This window comes from Nocardia sp. CA-135398, from assembly GCF_050955845.1.
Taxonomy (GTDB): Bacteria; Actinomycetota; Actinomycetes; order Mycobacteriales; family Mycobacteriaceae; genus Nocardia.
Genome location: NZ_CP192084.1, coordinates 1059726 through 1081528, shown reverse-complemented (window position 1 = coordinate 1081528; position 21803 = coordinate 1059726). Strand labels below are relative to the sequence as shown.

Sequence of the window (21803 nt, the reverse complement as noted above, 5' to 3'; positions counted from 1 at the left end):
GTCGATATGGTGCAGGCGCACGCTCGGGGGCACGGTGGCTGGGAGGGTAAAGCCCGTGCCGCGGATGGTGAGTACCGAATGCGGGCGGGCGGTGTCCAGGATGTGCCAGATGCGTTCGGCCGGATGCTCGGGATCCACCGGCACATAGGCGCCACCGGCACGCAGCACCGCGTACATCGCGACCACCAGCTCGACCGAGCGCGGCAACGCGAGTACCACCAGCGATTCCGGGCCGACGCCGGTGCTGATCAGCAGGCGCGCGAGGCGATTGGCCCGCTCGGATAGTTCGGTGTAGGTGAGTTCGGTGGTCTCGGAAACCACGGCAACAGCATTCGGCGTGCGCCGAACCTGGCTGTCGAAGCCTTCGTGCAGAAACCGATCGGCGACCCTGTGCCCGCTGGCATTCCAGCTGGCGGTGACGTAATCGAGTTCGCCCGCATCGAGGATTTCGATATCGCCGATCGCGATCTCCGGATCGGCGGTAGCCGCGCGCAGCAGCCGAAGAAACTTGATACCGAACTCGCGCACGGTCGCGGTATCGAACAAGTCGGTGGCATAGGTGAATTCGGCACGATAGCCGGACTCGATATCGGAAAGTGTCAGCTGCAGATCGAATTTGGCGAAGCCGGGATCGAAATCGACCAGCTCCGCGTCCAGGCCGGGCATCGTCAGCGCGATCGGCCCGATGTTCTGCATGAACAGCGCGACCTGGAACAGCGGATGCCTGCCCTGGGAACGAGCCGGATTCACCACCTCGACCAGCCGCTCGAAGGGAATATCGCTGTGCGCGAAGGCATTCAGATCGCGTTCACGCGCATGGGCGACCAGGTCGGCGAAGCTCAGCTCACTCCGTACCTCGGTACGCAGCACCAGAGTATTGACGAACATGCCGACGAGATCGTCCAAGGCGCGATCGCCGCGGCCCGCGACCGGTGTGCCGATGGCGATATCGGAGGTGCCGGTCAGCCGCGCGAGCAAGACCGCGAGCGCGGCATGGACCACCATGAACGGCGTGGCTCGGCCGCGAGCGGCAATCCGGTCGATCGCATGGCGCAGCTCCGCGTCGATGGCGAACGCATGGGTCGCGCCACGGTAGGACGCGACGGCGGGACGGGGCCGATCGGTGGGCAGATCCAGCTGTGCGGGCAGGTCGGCCAATTCGGCGGCCCAGAACGCGAGCTGGCGTGCGGCCACCGATTCCGGATCGTCCTCGGCGCCTAGCACGCGCTGCTGCCACAGCGCGTAGTCCGCGTACTGCACGGGCAGCGGCACCCAGTCCGGTCGGCGTCCGGCGCGACGGGCCGCATAGGCGGTGACGAGATCGCGCATCAGCGGCCCCATCGAGACTCCATCGGCGGCGATGTGATGCACCACCAGGACCAACGTGTGGTCCTCGGGTCCGCTGCGCAGTAACCGCACCCGGACCGGGATCTCCTCGGCGACATCGAATCCCTGTACCGCGCTCGCCAATACGGTGGCGGCGAGTTCGGCCTCGGGAATATCGCTCGGCGACAGGTCGAATACGGCATGCACCGGCCGCACCACCTGAGCCGGGCCGTCGGCGGTCTGCGGATAGACGGTGCGCAGGATCTCGTGCCTGGCAACGAGATCGGTAATCGCCGCCGACAGGGCGGTGACCTGGAGCGCGCCGCGCAGCCGCAGCGCGACCGGAATATTGTCCACCGCCGCGGTATCGAAGACGTAGGCGGATTCGGTGTGCGTGCCGAACCGGTTGAGAAACCACATGCGTCGCTGCGCCGGAGACAGCGGAATGTGCTGCGGCCGTGCCGCTGCCGTGAGTGCGGGGCGTGCGGCTCCGGTCCGTGCCAGCCCGGCCAGCGCCGCTACCGTCGGGCGGTCGAAAAAATCGCGGACATCGACGGTAATGCCGAGCGCGGCCCCGATTCGGGCAATGGCGCGGGTGGCGATCAGCGAGTTGCCGCCGAGTGCGAAGAAATCGTCGTCCGCGCCGACCCGATCCATCTGCAGCAGTTCGCCGAAGATCTCGACGACCGCCACCTCCGCCTCGGTCGATGGTTCCCGATATGCCACCGATCCGAATACCGGTTCCGGCAGTGCGCGCCGATCGAGCTTGCCATTGGCATTGATCGGCATTTCGTCGAGGACGATCACCAGCGACGGCATCATGTAGTCCGGTAGGTCCCGGCGGGCGGATTCCAGGACGGTAGCCGGATCGACGGTGACACCACGCTCGGCCACCACATAACCGACCAGATGATCGCCACCGGCATGCCGGTGCAGCAGCACCGCGGCCTGCGCGACCTGCTCATCGCGCAGCAGCGCCGCCTCGACCTCGCCGAGTTCGATCCGCAGCCCGCGCAGTTTGACCTGGAAGTCGATGCGACCCAGATATTCCAGTTCGTCCGGGCCGCCGTCACCGTCGGTGCGCCAGCGGACCAGGTCGCCGGTGCGGTACATCCGATCACCGGGCGCGCCTTCGGGGTTGGCCACGAACCGGTCCGCCGTCAGGCCGGGACGTGCCACATAGCCGCGAGCCAGCTGCACACCGGCGAGATAGAGCTCACCGACGACGCCAGTTGCCACCGGCCGCAGACTGTCGTCCAATACCAGCAACTCGGTGTCATCGGCGGGCTTGCCGATCGGCACGGTCGTGTTATCGGCGGCGGTGACCTCATGGGCGGTGACATCGACGGCGGCCTCGGTGGGGCCGTACAGGTTGTGCAGTGTCGCGCCACTGATATCGCGAAAGGCGGCCGCGGTGGCGGCGGGTAGCGCCTCGCCGGAGGCGAATACCAGGCGCAGCGACCGTGCCGCGCTTTCGATCCGCTGTTCGGCCACGAATACCGCAAGCATCGACGGGACGAAATGCGCGACGGTGACGCCACGCTCGGCGATCGTGCGCGCCAGATAGGCCGGATCACGATGACCATCCGGCGCCGCTATCACCAGCCGCGCGCCGACCTGCAATGGCCAGAAGAACTCCCACACCGAGACATCGAAAGTGAACGGCGTCTTCTGTAGCACCACATCGTCGCCGCGCAGTCGATACAGCCGTTGTCGCCACCGTAGGTTCGCCAGGATCGAACGATGCGATACCGCAACGCCTTTCGGACGTCCGGTCGATCCGGACGTGAAGATGACGTAGGCCGTATTGTCCGCCGACAGCTGTGGTCGGTCCTCGATCGCCGCCGTCTCGACGGCGTCGAATTCATCGATCCGCAGTACCCGAACATTCGGTCCGAGCTCGGGCTGGTCGTGAGTCGTGGTGAGTACCAGGACAGGTGCGGCGACCTCGAGCACGTATCCGATGCGTTCGGCCGGATGCTCCGGATCGATCGGCACATACGCGCCGCCCGCCTTCAAGATCGCGTACATCCCGACCATAAGGTCGAATGAGCGTCGTACAGCGAGCCCTACCAGAGTGTCCGGGCCGACACCCAGCTCGATCAACCGCCTTGCGAGGGCGTTCACCCGGCCGTCGAACTCCGCATAAGTCAGCGTCGCGTAGCGACTCGATGAGGGGTGGTGGTCGGGCGACGGGTGGGCCAGCGTCGCGTAGCGACTCGTTGAGGGGTGGTGGTCGGGCGACGGGTGGGCCAGCGTCGCACCCGCTAAGTCCAGTGCTACCGCATCCGGCGTCCGGCGCACCTGTTCCTCGAATTCGCTGACCAGAGTCTCGATCGGCGCGAATATCGACGGCAGCACATGCGCCGCCGCCGTCAGGGCATCATCGAGCAATTGCTCCAGTACGGTGCCGAGTGCGCCGTCCCCGGACTCCAGCAGGGCGGGCAGCTGACTGGAGACCACGACCGATACCAGTGCGTCGGCACCGAGACCGCCGCCCATCGCCTCGTCCAGCACCATGATCTCGGTGGCCAGCACACCGTAGGTGATGGCGGTCCCGTCGTGCCGCAGGGCGATCCGCTCCGGATCCGATTCGGCGACCTTATCGATCAGGATCGGTAGATCGTCGAGTCCGTATGCCCGGCGCAGCGCCGAATGATCGTAGGCGGCAATGCGATTGCCGATTTCGCTGGATGTGACCGATTCTGCCTGGGACATCAGCTAATTCCTTCCGAATCGATTTCCGAACCAGAGTTGGCGAGCACGGCCTGCGCCTCGGTGCGCAGCGTCCGCAGGACCGCGGCGAGACCACCGCCGCCGAGGGCGGCCAAGAGGCCGGGTATCAGCCCGGCGAGAGCGACATTGATGAGCGCTTCCGGTTTCGCGGTCGCGCCCATGGCCTTGGCGACCGTCGCGAGCTTGCTGGCCAGCTCGCCGAAGGCGACCGTGTGCGAGTCGTGGGTGAAAGCGACTGCGCCGGGGTCGATTTCGGCGGCCGCCGTGATCAGCGCGGGCAGGTCCGCCGTGCTGTTCCGTTCGGCACGGGACTGTTCGCCGCGAATGTCGATGGCCCGGATGGCGATGGCGGGGTCTTGCGTGACTGCCGCGAATATGCGAAGTAGCCGCTCGGCGAACAGCCGGACCGTTTCGGCATCGAAAATGTCGGTCGAGTAACCGAATCGCATATCCAATCCGGCCAGGTCACCGGCGGCATCGAACAATTCGATGCCGGTGAGTTGCAGGTCGTATTTGGCCTCGGCCAGCTCGAGGTCGAGCACCTCGACCTCGAGGCCGGGCAGTGCGACTCGGCCGGACGGCATGTTCTGGAAGGCGAACATCACCTGGAACAGCGGCGTATAGGCGCTGGATCTGGTCCGGCCCATGGCATCGACCACCCGCTCGAACGGCACGTCGGCATGTGACAGCGCCGCGATATCGCGATCCCTGGACTGTCGAAGCAGATCCGCGAAACCGGTGCGTGCGTCGACATCGGTTCGCAGCACAACGGTATTGACGAACATGCCGATCAGATCGTCGAGCTTCCGTTCACCGCGCCCGGCGACCGGTGCGCCGATGGCGATATCCGTGGTGCCGGACAGCTTGGCGAGCAGGACCGCGAACGCGCTGTGGATCAGGGTGAACAGCGTTGTGCCGTGTGCACTGGCGACCGTCTCCAGTCGACCGGCGAGCATGGCGTCGACCTCGAAACAGACGGTGGCACCGCGCATATTCCGCCGTGCCGGACGCGGTCTATCGGTCGGCAATGGGAGAACTTCGGGCAGGCCCGCCAATTCCGTTGTCCAATAGGCGAGTTGCCGGGACAGCAGACTGCTCGGATCGCGGTCGGAGCCGAGTACCGCGCGTTGCCACACGCTGTAATCGGCGTACTGGATCGGCAATGGCGACCAATCGGGCGCATTGCCCGCGGTCCGGCTGAGGTAGGCACGCATGAGATCTCGCGTCATCGGTGCGACCGAATAGCCGTCGGCGCCGATGTGGTGCAGCACAACGACGAGCACGTGCTCGTCCACGTCGGTCCGGAACAATGCCGCGCGGACGGGCGGCGCCGCGGTGATATCGAAACCGGCGGTGACGAATTCAGCGATGCGTGCGTCGATATCACCCTGTGCCACCATGACCGGTTCCAGATCGACCTGGCCGACGGCCAGCACTTGTTGCACCGGTTCGGGTTCGGCATCCGGATATCGGGTGCGCAGGATTTCGTGGCGCTCGATCACGTCAAGTACGGCCGCGGTCAGGGCTGCGGTATCCAACGTGCCGGTCAGACGCAAGGCCGCGGGAATGTTGTAGGCCGAGGAGTCGGGAGCCAGCCGGTTGACCACCCACATCCGCTGCTGTGCCAGCGATAGCTGGGCGGGTGCGGTGCCGGAGCGTCGAATGAGCGCTGGCCTGGTGTCGGCGTCCCCGAGTTCGGCCAGTCGGGCGGCGAGCAGGCCGACGGTGGATGCGTCGAATACCGCGGCCACCGGGACCCGGATTCCGAGCGTCGAGCCCAGCTGCGCCGCCAGCCGGGTCGCCAGCAGCGAATTGCCGCCGAGCGCGAAGAAATCGGTGTCCAACCCGACCATTTCCGCGGCCGCGATTACCTCGGCGAAGGTGGTCGCGACCAAGCGCTCCAGATCATTGGTTGGTGCGCGGAAAGCAGCGGTGGTGAATACCGGCTCGGGCAATGCGGTCCGATCGACCTTGCCATTGGCATTGAGCGGCAACGACTCCAGCACCACAACCGCGGCGGGCACCATATAGGTGGGCAGCTCCGCGGCCACCGCCGCACGCAAGGCCCCGGCCAACTCGACAGCACCCGTCGAGTCCGCCACCGCGACATAGGCGATGAGCCGAGCTCCGGCGGGATCGTCAGCGCGCGCCACCGCAACCGCGGCACGCACCTCGGGCAGCCGTAGCAGCGCGGCCTCCACCTCGCCGAGCTCGATCCGGAAGCCGCCGATCTTGACCTGGAAGTCCGCCCGCTCCAGATATTCCAGCGCACCCTCCGGACGCCAGCGGACGATATCTCCGGTCCGGTACATCGTGGTCCCCACGGCGAAGGGATCCGCGATGAACCGGTCCGCCGTCAGCGCGGCCCTGCGTTGGTAGCCGCGCGCCAATTGCGCACCGGCCAAATACAACTCGCCCGGCACGCCCACCGGAACCGGTTGCAGCCGTGCATCGAGCACGTAGACCCGACTGTTCCAGGCTGGCGCGCCGATCGGCACGATATGGGTCGGGTCCGCACCGACTTCGAAGGCGGTGATCGATACGGCCGCCTCGGTCGGGCCGTACAGGTTGAACAGCCGTGCACCGGCATGCCCGGCCCGACGCCGGAATTGGATCGCGGTAGCGGGTGGCAGCGCCTCACCGATGGCGAGCACCTGCCGTAGTGAATCCGGTAGCGGCGCATCCGATACCGCAAGCAGCATGCCGACCAGCGACGGCACGGCGTGCAGCACCGTCACCGCATGCCGTTCGATCAGGGCGCGCAGCCGGTCCGGATCGCGCTCGGTGCCGGGCTCGGTCACCACCAGGCGACCACCCGTCGTCAGGACCGACCAGAACTCCCACACCGAGAGGTCGAAGGTCGCCGGAGTCTTCAGCAATGCGCACTCGCGCGATCCGAGCGCGAATCGGTCACGCAGCCAAGCCAATTGGTTGACGATCGCCGCATGCGAAACGGTGACGCCCTTGGGCAGTCCGGTCGACCCGGATGTGAAGATCACATATGCCGGGTGCTCGGGCCGCAACGGTCGCACCCGTTCGCCATCCGCAATCGGGGTCGCCGCGTAGCTCGCCAGGTCGAGCCGATCCACATCCATTGTGGGAAGGGAGGTTTCGACAGGTAGCTTGTCACGTGACGTGGTGAGCACACACACGGGCGCGGCAGTCTCGATGACATAGCCGATCCGGTCGGCCGGATGATCCGGATCGATCGGCACATACGCGCCCCCGGCCCGCGCCACCGCGTACATGGCGACAACCAACTCGATCGAGCGACGCATGGCCAGCACGACGGTCGCCTCCGGACCGACCCCGTCCGCAATCAACCTGCGGCCCAACCTGTTGACCGAGGCGTCGAATTCGGCATAGGTGAGCACCGATTCGGAGCTCGCATCGATCAACGCGACGCCCTCGGGCGTCAATGCCACCTGAGCATCGATGAGATCGGCCAACGTCGCCGAGGCCACTGGATGCGCGGTCCGATTCCACTCCTCGAGCAACAGCGCACGATCTGCGCCCAGCAGATCCAGCTCACCGACAGCTGTATCCGACTGATCAACAACCTTTTCGAGCAGCCGCAACAGCTGCGCACTGAACCGCTGTGCACTAGCGTGCTCGAACAGGTCGGTCGCGTAGCCGAGCGCGAGATCGATCCCCTCGGGCGCACCATCCGCACCGTAGTGATCGACAGCGAACAAATGCAGATCGAATTGCGCAACTCCACTGTCGAATTCGAGCTCGGATACTTCGAGTCCGGGTAGCTTCAGTTCGCCGCGCTCGTGATTCTGGAACGAGAGCCCGACCTGGAACAGTGGATGACGCGCCGCCGATCGTTCTGGATTCAGCACCTCCACCAGGCGCTCGAATGGCACATCCGCATGCGAGAAGGCGGCGATATCGGCTGCCCTGGCTCGTTCGAGCAGCACATCGAAGCTTTCACCGCCATCGACCCGAGTACGCAACACCAGCGTGTTCACGAACATGCCGATGACATCGTCGAGTTCCGCATCGCCGCGACCCGCGATCGGGGTACCGACCGCGATATCCGAACTGCCGGACAGTCGGGCGAGCAGTACGGCGAACGCGGCATGGACAACCATGAACAACGTTGCGCCACTGCGTCGTCCGAGCGCGATGAGCCCGCCGTGCAACCGCGCGTCGATGGCGAACTCCACCTTCGCGCCGCGCAAACTCTGCTTTGCGGGGCGCGGGTGATCGGTCGGTAGGGCCAGCTGATCGGGGAGTCCGCCCAGCGTTCGGGTCCAGTACGCGATCTGCTGTGCCGAAAGCGATTCTGGCTCATCCTCGCTGCCGAGCAGCTTCCGCTGCCACAGCGCGTAATCCGCGTACTGCATGGCGGGCGGCGTCCAGCCGGGCGCGCTGTCATCCAGGCGTGCGCGGTAGGCCAGCATCAAGTCACGGACAAATGGCGCGAGGGAGGATCCGTCCGCGGCAATGTGATGCAGCACAGCCGCCAATACGAACTCCGCGCGACCCGCTACCCGGAACAGCCGCATCCGCAACGGAATGTCGATGGTCACGTCGAATGTAGTGGCGGCCAGCTTTCGAATCCGTTCCGGCAGTTCGGCTTCGGAAATATCGATCGGATACAGCGACGGAATCGACTGCGCGACGGGCACGATCAGCTGAGTCGCCGCACCGTCAACCTGGGGGTACCGGGTCCGCAGCGACTCGTGTCGGCCGATCAGGTCCGCGACCGCCGCTTGTAGCGCCGCGATATCCAGTGCGCCGGTGAGCCGCAGCGCCACCGGAATGTTGTAGGCGACGGAGTGCTGATCGAACCGGTTGAGGAACCACATCCGCTGCTGCGCCGGGGAGAGCGGAATCCGGTCCGGACGTGCACCGGCTACCAGCGCGGGCCTGATCGCGGTCGTATCGCTCGCGCTGACCGCCGCGGCGAGATCGGCGACCCGTGGCGTTTCGAACAGCGCGCGCACGCCGACGGTGCGCCCGAGTGCGGCCCCGATGCGGGCCGCGGCCTTCGCGGCCGACAGGGAGGAACCGCCGAGGGCGAAGAAGTCGTCATCCGCGCCGACCGGACCGTCATCGGCCATCCCGAGCACATCCGCGAAGACCCCGGCGACAATCTCCTCGACGAACGTCCCCGGCTTGCGGTACGTCGTCGCCTCGAATACCGGCGCTGGCAATGCGGCCCGATCCAGCTTCCCATTGACGGTCAAGGGAATTCGATCCACTACCACGATCGCGGCGGGCACCATATGCTCGGGCAACCGGCGCGCGAGCTGTTGTCGCAGGTCCGCGGTATCGATCCCAGCGCAGCCGACCACATAGGCGACAATGCGCGACTCATCCACCAGATCGCCGCGCACGATCACCGCCACCTCGCGCACCGCGGCGCTCGAATCGAGTAGCGCCGCCTCGATCTCCCCCAGCTCGATGCGGAATCCGCGCAGGTTGACCTGCTGGTCGGCCCGGCCCAGATACTCCAACTCGCCGTCGGCCGTCCACCGTGCGAGATCACCGGACCGATAGGCCAGGGCACCGTCCCCGGCGTACGGATCGGCCACGAACCGGCTCGCGGTGAGCGCGGGCCGCCCGAGATAGCCGCGCGCCAACTGACCACCGGAAACATAGATCTCGCCGGGCACACCGACCGGCACCGGTCGCAGCCGCGCATCGAGCACCCGCACGACCAATCCGGGTATCGCCCCACCGATCACGCTCGCAGACCCGGTACCGGCCTCGATCGGCCGGTAGGACACATGCACGGTGGTCTCGGTGATGCCGTACATATTCACCAGTCGCGGCGAGCGGGAGTGCCGGACGAACCAGCCGCCGAGCCGCTGCGGTTCCAGCGCCTCGCCACCGAAAATGACATAGCGCAAGCTGAGTTCGGCGGGCGACGCGGCAATCAGTTGATAGAACGCCGACGGCGTCTGGTTCAGCACCGTCACCCGTTCCGCGGCGAGCAGTTCCAGGAATTGCTCCGGTGAGCGTGAGGTGTAGTAGTCGACCACCACGAGGGTGCCGCCGTGCAGCAGCGCACCCCACAGCTCCCAGACCGAGAAATCGAAGGCGAGGGAGTGGAACAGTGTCCAGACGTCGGCTGGCCCGAACTCGAAGTGGCACTGGGTGTTATCCAACAGGCGCAGCACATTGCGGTGCGGGATGACCACACCCTTCGGTTTCCCGGTGGATCCTGAGGTGTAGATGACATAAGCCGTATGCGCCGGATTCAGCGACCCGCGACGCTCGGCCTGGGTGATGGCGGCCGAGTCGATCGAACCCCGATTCGCGGCCGCGATATCGAGCACCGGCCCGCCGAACCAGCCAGGCGCCAATTCGGTCGCCGCACTGGTGATCGCGCAGATGGGACGCGCGTCATCGAGTACGTATTCGATCCGGTCCGCCGGATAGTTCGGATCGATCGGCAGATAGCCACCGCCCGCCTTGATCACCGCGACCAATGCGACGACCAGTTCCACCGACCGCGGCAGCGCCACCGCCACCAGCGCCTCCGGTCCGACCCCGGCCGCGATCAGCCGCCGGGCCAGCCGATTCGACCAGGCGTCGAGTTCGGCGTAGGTCAGCGATCGGGTCCCGGCGCGGACCGCGGCGGCTGTCGGGTCGATGGCGGCCGCGAGCGCGAACCGCTCGACCAAGGTGGCCGTCTCGGTGACATAAGCCGTTGTCGGAGTGGACCATTCGTGCAGGGCGCGATGCTGTTCCTCGGCGCTGAGCAGTTGGATATCCCCGACCACCACCGTGGCATCCGCGGCGATAGCGGCCAGCACCTGGGTGAACCGGCGACCGAGAACCGCGATCGTGCCCGCATCGAAAAGGTCGGTGGCATAGGTGATCTCGATATCGATGCCGTCCGCACGACCATCCGCGTCATCGGATTCGAGCACCGTGAACTGCAGATCGAATTTCGCGGCCGCCGCATCGAATTCGACCGGACGCACCACGAGATCGGCGAGTTCGAGCGGCGGCAAGGTGAAGTTCTGGAAGGTCAACGCCACCTGGAACAGCGGATTCCGATTCTGCGCCCGGGTCGGCGCGATGACCTCGACCAGCCGCTCGAACGGCACATCCGGGTGCGACAGCGCCTCGATATCCTGCGCGCGCACGGTATCCAGCACCGTCTCGAAGCGCGCCCTGGTGTCGATATGGGTGCGCAGTACCAGGGTGTTGACGAACATCCCGACGAGCCCATCCAGCGCGGCATCGCCGCGACCTGCGACGGGTGTGCCGATCGCGATGTCCTCGCTGACGGACAAGCGGGACAGCAACACCGCGAGCGCCGCATGGATCGTGCTGAACAGCGTCGTTTCCCGCTTGCGGGCCAGTTCGCGCAGCTCACTGTGCAGATCGGAGTCGATGCGCAGCCGGTGGGTGTCACCCCGATACGACGAGACGGCGGGCCGCGGCCGGTCGGTGGGCAGCTCGAGTTGTTCGGGCAGACCCGCCAGCGCACGCCGCCAGAAGGCGAGTTGCCGGTGCGTCTGCGACTCCGGATCCGCTTCCTCGCCCAGCGTTTCGGCCTGCCACAGCGTGTAGTCGGCATACTGCACGGGCAATGCCGCCCATGCGGGCGCGATGCCATCTCGACGTGCGGTGTAGGCGGTGATGAGATCGCTCGCGAGTGGTCCGAGCGAGAACCCGTCGGCCGAAATATGGTGCAGCACAAGTGCTAGCACATGTTCGTCGCCAGCGGTGAACAGTCCGGCCCGCAGTGGCATCTCTGTGGTCAGGTCGAAGGCGGTCGCCGCGAATGCGGAAAGGCGCGACCCGAGTTCGGCTTCGGTGATCGGCTCCGGCCGCAATATCGGAACCGCCCGTGCCGCGGCGATGATCACCTGCTCCGCGCCATCGGGCCCGCCCGGGTAGACCGTCCGCAGTGCCTCGTGCCGGGCGACCACATCGGCCAGCGCGGCGGACAATGCCGCCACATCGAGGTCGCCGGTCAGCCGCAGCGCCAGCGGAATGTTGTCCACGGCGTCGCCCGAATCGTCGGCAAGGAACCGGTTGAGAAACCACATGCGCTGTTGCGCCGGGGAAAGCGGAATCCGCGCCGGCCGCGGACGCGCGTGCAACGCGACATATCCACGCCCCTCATGCGCCTCGGTCGCGGCCGCCAATGCCACCACCGTGGATGCCTCGAACAGCATCCGCACCGGCAGCCGCATATCCAGCGCCGCACCCAACCGCGCAACGACCTGGGTGGCGTTCAGTGAATTTCCACCGAGCGCGAAGAAGTCGTCATCGAGGCCGACCAGCTCGACATTCAGCACCTCGGCGAAGGTCCGCGCGACGATTTCCTGTGTCGCCGTGACGGGAGCGCGGAAAACGGCAGCCTCGAATACCGGCGCCGGCAGCGCCTTCCGATCCAACTTCCCGGAAGCATTCAGCGGAAATTCATCGAGCACGACGAACGCCGACGGCACCATATATACGGGCAGTTGCCTGCTCAGAGCGGATTTCAGGGCATCGGGATCGACCCGCGCCCCGGTTTCCACGACGACGTACGCGACCAGTTGCTGCCCGTCCCGCAGCACAATCACGGCCTGCGCAATCGAATCCACCGCGGTGAGCGCCGTTTCGATTTCCCCGAGCTCGATCCGCAGACCACGCAACTTGACCTGGAAATCAGTGCGCCCCAAATACTCGAGCACCGCATCAGCACGCCAGGTCACCAGATCCCCCGTGCGATACATCCGCGTACCATCGCCGAACGGATTCGCGACGAACCGATCGCTGGTCAGATCCGGCCGCCCGATATAGCCGCGCGCCAATTGCGCACCGGCCAAATACAATTCGCCCGTGACACCCACCGGCACCGGGCGCAGCCGCGCGTCGAGCACATAGACCTGGGTGTTGAATACCGGCCCACCGATCGGCACGGTATCCACATCGACATCGGTGACCTCGTGACTGGTGACATCCACCGCGGCCTCGGTCGGACCGTACAGGTTGTGCACCGCCGCGCCGGTCAGCTCACGGAGCCGATGAGCGGGCTTGGGGGCCAATGCCTCACCCGATGCGAATACCAGCCGCAGCGAATCACAGTCAGCCGCCGCGGGTTCCGCGACGAACACCACCAGCATCGACGGCACGAAATGCGCGACACTGACTCGCTCGCGACGAATGACCCGCGCCAGATACGCCGGATCGCGATGCCCATCCGGCCGCGCCACCACCAACCGCGCGCCGACTTGCAACGGCCAGAAGAACTCCCACACCGACACATCGAAAGTGGCGGGCGTCTTCTGCAACACCACATCGTCGCCGGTCAGCGAGTAGGTGTCCTGCATCCACACCAGACGATTGACGATCGCCGCATGCGAAACGGCCACCCCCTTCGGCCGCCCCGTCGAGCCGGAGGTGAAGATCACGTACGCGGCATCGGCCGCCACCAGGGAGCCCAGCCGATCATCATCGGTGAGCGGTGCGTCCGCGTAGTCGGCGGTGTCGAACAGATCCACATCGAGCACCGCCCACGCGCTCGAGCGCTCCTCGGTGCCGAGATCCAGCCCATCCTCCGTGCGGGTCAGCACGCACACCGGCCGCGCCATCCGCAGCGTCTGGGTGATCCGATCGGCCGGATGCTCCGGATCCACCGGAACATACGCACCACCCGCCGTGAGCACCGCGTATATGGCGACGACCAGATCCACCGATCGCCGCATACCGATGGCCACCGTGGTCTCCGGACCGACCCCGATCGACACCAGCAGCCGCGCGAGCCGATTCACCCGTCCCGCGAATTCCGCATAGGTCAGGGTCGCGTAGCGACTCGATGGGGGGTGGCGGTCGGGCGACGGGTGGGCCAGCGATTCGGCCTCGAAGGTGAGCGCGATGTCATCCGGCGTCCGCGCGACCTGCGCCTCGAACAGCGATACCAGCGTCGCATCGGCGGCCACCGGATGCGCTGTCGCATTCCAGGCATCGAGGATCAGCGCCCGCTCGTCGTCGGCGAGCAGATCGATATCGCCGATGCGCACGTGCGGATCGGCGACCGCATCGAGTACGCGCTGTAGCCGATTCGCGAACGCGGCGACCGTCCGCGCGTCGAACAGGTCGGTGGCGTATTCGAAGGTCGCCGCCATACCGGCTGCGTCGGCGGTCTCGGTCAGCGTCAGTTGTAGATCGAATTTCGCTGTCCGCGTGTCGATATCGAGCATCGACGCTTCGAGACCGGCCAGCTCCAGGCTGGTCTGCGCGGTGTTCTGGAAGTCGAGCATGACCTGGAACAGCGGATGCCGCGCCGCGGAACGCTCCGGCTGCAATACCTCGACCAGCCGCTCGAACGGCACATCGGCATGCGCGATGGCGCGCAGATCACCGTCACGGACCGCCGCGATCAAGTCGGCAAAGGCCATTTCGGGCCGCACATCGGTCCGCAGCACCAGGGTGTTGACGAACATGCCGACGAGCCCGTCCAGCTCGGCCGCACCGCGCCCGGCGACCGGCGTCCCGATCGCGATATCCCGCTGCCCAGAGAGTTTCGTCAGCAGCGTGGCGAATGCCGCGTGCAACACCATGAACAGCGAGGCGTTCGCGCCGTCCGCCACAGCACGCAGTCGTTGATGTGTGGCGGCATCGATGCTGAAGGCATGGCGCGCGCCACGCCCCGACGCGATCGCAGGACGCGACCGATCCCCCGGCAGTGTCAGCACATCCGGCAGGTCGGCCAATTCGGTCGACCAGTACCGGATCTGCTCGGCCATCAGCGATTCCGGGTCGTCCTCCGCACCGAGTGTTTCCCGCTGCCACAGCGTGTAATCGGCGTACTGCACCGGCAGCGGCGCCCAGTTCGCCTCCGAGCCGACGCGTCGCGCCGCGTAAGCGACCATCAGATCCCGAGTGAGCGGCGCGATGGACCAACCGTCGGCACTGATGTGATGGATGGAAACAACCAGCACATGCTCGGTCCCGGTGCGCAGCAGTGTCAGCCGAATCGGGGCCTTCCGGTCGACCGCGAAAGGCATTGCCGCCGCGGCTCGAATCCGATGAGGCAGTTCGGCGACGTCAACCAGCTCCGGCACCAGCGAGACCGCATCCCGATCCACCGGCAGCACTTCCTGATGCGGAACGCCATCGACCGCTGGATATCTAGTGCGCAGCGGCTCATGCCTGGCGATGACATCGGCAACGGCATCCGTCAGTGCGCCGAGATCGAGCGCACCGACCAGTCGCACCGCGGCCGTCAGATTATTCGCGACCGAGGCGGCGTCGAACTGGTTGAGAAACCACATCCGCTGCTGCGCATAGGAGAGCGGCACCACATCAGGTCGAGCCGCCGCGACCAATGCCCGGCGCGCGGTCCCCGAACCTGGCAGATGCGCGGCCAACGCGGCCACGGTCGAATGCTCGAACAACAGCCGCACCGGAATATCGGCATCGACCACCGCGCCGATCCGCGCGGCAATCTGCGTGGCGACCAGGGAGTTTCCGCCGAGCGCGAAGAAGTCGTCGTCCAGCCCGACCCGATCGAGACCGAGCACGGCCGCGAACACCTCGGCAACCGCGGACTCGGCAGACGAAACGGGGGCACGAAATGTTCTGGCAGTCAGCACCGGATCGGGCAATGCCCTGCGATCCAACTTGCCCGAGCTGGTCAGCGGCATTTCCGACAATCCGACATAGGCCGTCGGCACCATGTACGAGGGCAGCGCCGCGCGCAGCCGCTGCCCAAGCACGTCGGCCAACTCCACCTCCGAGATGGCGGCGACCACATAGGCGACCAGCAACTCACCCGCGCCATGCGCGAACACCCGAACCGCCGCAGCACGCACATCGTCGGCAGCGACGAGCGCCGCCTCGATCTCGCCGAGCTCGATCCGCTGCCCACGCAGCTTGACCTGAAAATCACTGCGTCCCAGGTATTCCAGCTCACCGGCACGATTGCGCCGAACCAGATCACCGGTCCGATACATCCGGGCTCCGGTTGGTCCATACGGATTGGCCACGAACCGCTCGGCGGTCAATTCCGCCCGCCCGTGATAGCCACGCGCCACCTGAACGCCGGAGAGGTACAGCTCGCCGACGACCAGGTCCGGCACCGGCCGCAACCGCGCGTCGAGTACCAACACCTGGCTCGAACGTACCGGCCGACCGATCGGCACCGCCCCAGGCTTCCGTGCATCGACCGCCGCATAGGTGGCGTGCACCGTGAATTCCGTTGGGCCGTAGAGATTGTGCAGCTCAGCTCGGCAGACGGCGGCGAAGCGTGCCGCGGCTTCACCGGTCATCGCCTCACCGGCCACGAAAACAATACGCAGCGAGGCGATCTCGGCAATACCCGTGGCATCGGCGAACACCGTCAGCATCGACGGCACGAACGAGGTCATCGTCACCTGGTGCGCCGCAATGGTCGCGGCCAGATACGCACTGTCCCGATGCCCGTCGTGCGCGGCGACGACCATGCGCGCACCACGCGCCAATGGCGCGAACAGCTCCCATACCGACACATCGAAGGTCGCCGGAGTCTTGAACAGAACCACATCTTCGGCCCCGATGCCGTACTCGTCGGCGATCCAGTCGATCTGATTGACCACCGAGGCGTGCTGCACCGCGACACCTTTCGGCACGCCGGTGGACCCCGAGGTGAAGATGACGTACGCCGTATCGGTTACCCGCAAAGGACGCAGCCGATCCGAATCCAGCACCGGCGCATCCGAATAGCCGGAGCAATCCAGCGCATCGACGGCCAGGACCGAAGGTCCGGTCGACCACCCGTCGCCCGTCCGAGTCAGCACACAGACCGGCTGAGCCGAGGCAACGACCTGTGCGCGCCGCGCCGCCGGTTGATCCGGATCAACCGGCACATACCCGCCACCCGCGGTCAATACGGCATAGGCGGCGACAACGAACTCCACCGACCGCCGCATGCCGAGCACGACCAGCGTCTCGGGCCCGACCCCGGCGGCGATCAGCCGACGAGCAAGCCGATTTACCCGCCCCGAGAACTCCCGATAGCTCAGCGTCGTATAACGACTCGTTGAGGGGTGGTGGTCGGGCGACGGGTGGCCCAGCGCCGCAACGCCATCGACAAGTGCGACAGCGTCGGGCGTTCGCCGCACCTGCGACTCGAAGGAAGCCAGCAGCGTCGCGGCACGGCTGGACGATTCAGCGATTCCGCACTCGATCGCCCGCTGCCGACCCGCCACATCCAGCAGCGGCAGATCCCCCACGGCCAGCTCGGGATCGACAACGATCGCGCGTAGCAACCGAACCAACCACCGCGCATAGTCCGCGATGGTGGCTTCGTCGAATAGATCGGTGGCGTAGGTGAACTCCGCCCGAACCCCCGCCGGTGCCGGACCTTCCCCGTGTCCGGCACCGGCGAAGCCTTCGGTGACCGTGAGCTGGAGATCGAATTTGGTCACTCCGGTCTCCACCCTACTGGTGCAGGCCGACAAATCTGGGAGTTCGAAGGCGATGTCCGCGGCATTGTCGAAAGCGAGCAATACCTGGAACAGCGGATGCCGCGCCTGCGAGCGCGGCGGGTTGATGGCATCGACCAGCTGCTCGAATGGCAATTCGGCATGACCGAAGGCGGCAAGATCGGTCTCGCGCACCCGTGCGAGCAGCGCCGAGAAGGGTACGGCGGCATCGACTATGGTCCGTAGTACCAGGGTATTGACGAACATGCCGACGAGATCGTCCAGCGCCCGCTCACCGCGTCCGGCCACCGGCGTACCGATCACGATGTCGCCGCCGCCGGACAGCCGCGAAAGCAGCACGGCGAGCGCGGCATGCAACACCATGAAGTTCGAAACGCCCCTGGCACGGGCGAGTTTCACGATGTCGGCGTGCACCTCGCCCGGTATTTCGAAACCGAAGACCGCACCCCGCCCGGATGCGACGGCGGGGCGGGCCCGATCGGCGGGCAGCTCGATCAGATCGGGCGCACCGGCAAGCGCGGCAGTCCAGAACTCCAGCTGCCGGGCCGATACAGCAGCGTCGGGATCCTCGGCTGAGCCGAGCAATTCATGCTGCCAAAGACTGTAATCCGCGTACTGCACCGACAGCGGCGGCCATTGCGGCACCTCACCCGCATGCCGGGATCCGTACGCGGACATGACATCTCGTGCCAACACTCGCAGCGACATGCCATCCGCGGCAATGTGGTGCAGCACCAGCGCCAGCGCGCAGCTCTCGTCATCGACCAGGAAGATCCGTGCCCGAATGGGTATTTCACACTCCAGGTCGAATCCGAGCGCCGCGAATCGAGCCAGCTCGTCGTCCAGTTCGTCCGCGCCGATCGATTCCGGCTCACCCACGACGACGACCTCGGCCGCGGACAATACGACCTGCTGGGCCGCCACCCCGACCGATACCGCGGGAAAGATCGTGCGCAGCACCTCATGCCTATCGACCAGATCGGCCAAGGCCTGCCGGAGCGCGGAAATATCGACCGCACCGCGCAACCGCACCACGAACGGCATGTTGTAACCGGCGCTGGAAGTCTCGAATCGATTCAGGAACCAGATCCGCTGCTGGGCCGGAGATAGCGGAACCAGCGGCGGCCGATGCCGCGCCCGCAGCTGCGCGAGCACCGGCACGCCACTGGATCCACCCGCCCGCTCGATGAGTTCGGCGAGTGCGGACACCGTGCTAGCGGTGAACAATTCGCGAACCCCGAGCCGACATCCCAGTTCGGCGCCCAACCGCGCCGCGACCTGGGTGGCCACCAAACTATTACCGCCGAGCGCGAAGAAATCGTCGTCGCGCCCGACCCGCTCGTGTCCGAGCACCGCGCCGAATACCCGCGCGACCGCGGCCTGTACCGGCGTCGCGACCTCGGCGTATTCATTCGAGATCCGCTCGGGCGCGGGCAGCGCGGCACGATCCAATTTGCCGGAGGCATTGACCGGCAGCGCATCCATCACCACGAACGCGGCGGGCACCATATATGCGGGCAGCGCGCGCAGCGCTGCGGTGCGCAGCTCATCGGGAGACACCGCGCCGGGCTCGGATTCGACCACATAGGCAACCAACTGCTCGCCTACCCCGGCGTCATCGCGCACCACGACCACCGCGCGTACCACCGAATCGACGGTGCCGAGCACGGCTTCGATCTCACCGAGCTCGATCCGCAGCCCGCGCACCTTCACCTGAAAATCGGTGCGGCCCAGGTACTCCAGCTCACCGTGCGTGGTCCAGCGCACCAGATCACCGGTGCGATACATCCGGTTCGCCGAACCGAACGGATCGGCGACGAACCGATCGGCGGTGAGCCCGGAGCGGCCGATATAACCACGGGCGAGCTGTACCCCCGACAGATACAGCTCGCCCGCAGCCCCGACCGGTACCGGCCGCAGCCGCGAATCGAGCACGTAGAGCCGGGTATTGAAGACCGGCGCGCCGATCGGCACCGAGAGGGTATCGGTATCGGTCACTTCATGGAAGGTGACGTCGACCGCCGCCTCGGTGGGACCGTACAGGTTGTGCAGCCGCACACCGGTCAGCACCCGCAGCCGCTGCGCCAGCGCGGCGGGCAGCGCCTCACCGGAGGCGAAGACGGTTCGCAGTGCCGAAGTGCACTCCGGCTGTGCCAGAAAGACTTCCAGCATCGACGGCACGAAATGTGCGGTCGTGACGCCATATTCGGCGATGACAGCCCGCAGGTAGGCCGGATCACGGTGACCGTCGTGCTCGGCGAGTACCAGCCGCGCCCCGATCTGCAACGGCCAGAAGAACTCCCACACCGACACATCGAAGGTGGCTGGCGTCTTCTGCAGCACCACATCATCGGCCGACAGCCGATACTGCTGCTGCATCCACACCAGCCGATTCACAATCGCCTCGTGGGTGACCGCCACCCCCTTCGGCAGTCCGGTCGACCCCGAGGTGAAGATCACGTACGCGGGCTGTGCCGGTCGCAGCGCGGCGGTGCGTTCCCGATCCCAGACCGGACCATCCGAATAGTCGGCGAGATCCAGTCGATCGAGACGGATCACCGGTACTTCGGAAAGCGGCATGGCTTCGGTTGCCAGTACGCATGCCGGTCGCGCGGTAGCCAGAATGTGCGCGGTCCGCTCGGCCGGATGATCCGGATCGAGCGGCACATACGCCGCACCAGCAGCGAGCACGGCATATATGGCGATTACCAGTTCCGGCGACCGACGGATATCGAGCGCGATCCGCGTTTCCGGTCCGACGCCGAGTCCGATCAAATACCGTGCCAGCCGATTACTGCGTTCCGCGAGTTCCCGATACGTCAGATCCGGAACACCCGCGAACCGCACCGCGACCGCATCCGGCGTCCGCGCGACCTGCGCCTCGAACATCGAAACCAGCGTCGACGCGCCGGCGAGCGCGGCTGGCACATCGAAGCCGGTCGCATTCCAGATCCGGGTGCTCACGTCGAGTTCCAGCTCGGTCGCCACCGCCACCGCCGCCATCGGCGTATCCACCTCGGTGGCCACCAGACGCTCCAGATACCGCACGAACCGGGTCTGGTGGCGTGCGATGTCGTCTGCGGTATAGAGATTCGGATTCGCCTCGAAATCGATGTGCACGCTGTCGCGCTCGCCGTAATAGACATTGAGGCTCAGGTCCTCGACCGGCCCGGTGGATAAGACGTGGTGCCTGCCGACCGCATCGCCCAGCGTCAACTCGCTGCCGAACAGCATGATGTTGGCCAGCGGACCGAACAGCGCACGGCGCGCGGGCCGTCCGTCGTGCTCGGCATCGCGGCGAATGTCCTCGTGCCGATAGCGCTGGTGCCGCAGCGCACCCGCCACCTCGACCCGCGTCGCCCGCAGCAGATCCCCCCAGGTGCCGTCGACCGCGAGCCGCAGCGGCACGATATTCGACAGCATTCCGGCCGACCGCCGCATGAGCCCGGTGGTGCGAGCGGTCACCGGCAGACTCAATACCGCCTCGTCCCGATCGGTGAACCGCCCCAGATATCCGGCGAAGGCCGCGAGCAGTACCACCGCGAGCGTCGAATCTTGATTCGCCGCAAGCGAATTCATCCGGTCGACCAGCACGTCCTGCAGTACCCGAGCCGCGATCAGATTGGTCGCCGAGCGCGGCGCGGTCCGTCCGTCCAGGCTGGTAGCGCCGTCGAGACCGACCACCCGCTCGGCCCAGTGCGCTCGGTCGGTCTCGAAGCGAGAGCTGTCGCGGTAGGCGAGTTCAGCGTCGACCAGCTCGGTCAGCGCACCCGGCTGGACCGCAGGTGGCTCAGTGCCGAGCACCCTGGCCGTATACAACTGCGCCGCCCGCTGCGTATTGCTCAGCGCGCCGAACCCGTCGAGCACGATGTGATGCGCCCGCAGATACCAGAAGCACCGCTGGTCGGCCACGCGTAGTACGGCACAGGCGAACAGTCGATCGGTCAGCATATCGACCGGCGCGCTCGCATCGGCACGCATCCATTCGTGCGCCTCGGCCACCGGATCGGCTTTTTCGCGCAGGTCGATTACCTGGAGATCGACGGAATTCGCCGGATCGACGCACTGATACGGCACCCCGCCGGATTCGCCGAGGCGCACCAGCACCGATTCGTATTCCCGCGCCGCGATGACCGACACCTCTTGCAGGATCACAGGATCCAGCAGGCCGGGCACGTCGACGTACTGGGCCACATTGATCGGCACGTCGGGATCGAGCAGCTGCGCGTACCAGACCCCCAGCTGCGCCGGTGCGAGCGGAAACGGCTGGTCGTCGGGAGCGTCCGGTAAGCAGTCACTCGCCAGGCGCGCGGCCCCGTCCGGTCGCGCCCCACCCAACTCCGTACCGTGCAC

At 66.4% G+C, this 21803-nt stretch carries 2 protein-coding genes (1 of these 2 only partly in view); both read right to left on the bottom strand.

The window, feature by feature from the left end:
• On the bottom strand, positions 1 to 4044 hold the beginning of the coding sequence (locus ACQP1T_RS05020) for a non-ribosomal peptide synthase/polyketide synthase (RefSeq protein ID WP_433758773.1). It extends 21228 nt beyond the left edge of the window; the window shows 4044 of its 25272 coding nt (coding positions 1–4044); it begins with the start codon at positions 4042 to 4044; its stop codon lies off the left edge, out of view.
• A complete protein-coding gene (locus ACQP1T_RS05015; protein ID WP_433758772.1) occupies positions 4044 to 21803 on the bottom strand; it encodes a non-ribosomal peptide synthase/polyketide synthase in 17760 nt (5919 codons plus the stop codon). The genes ACQP1T_RS05020 and ACQP1T_RS05015 overlap by 1 nt, the downstream gene beginning before the upstream one ends.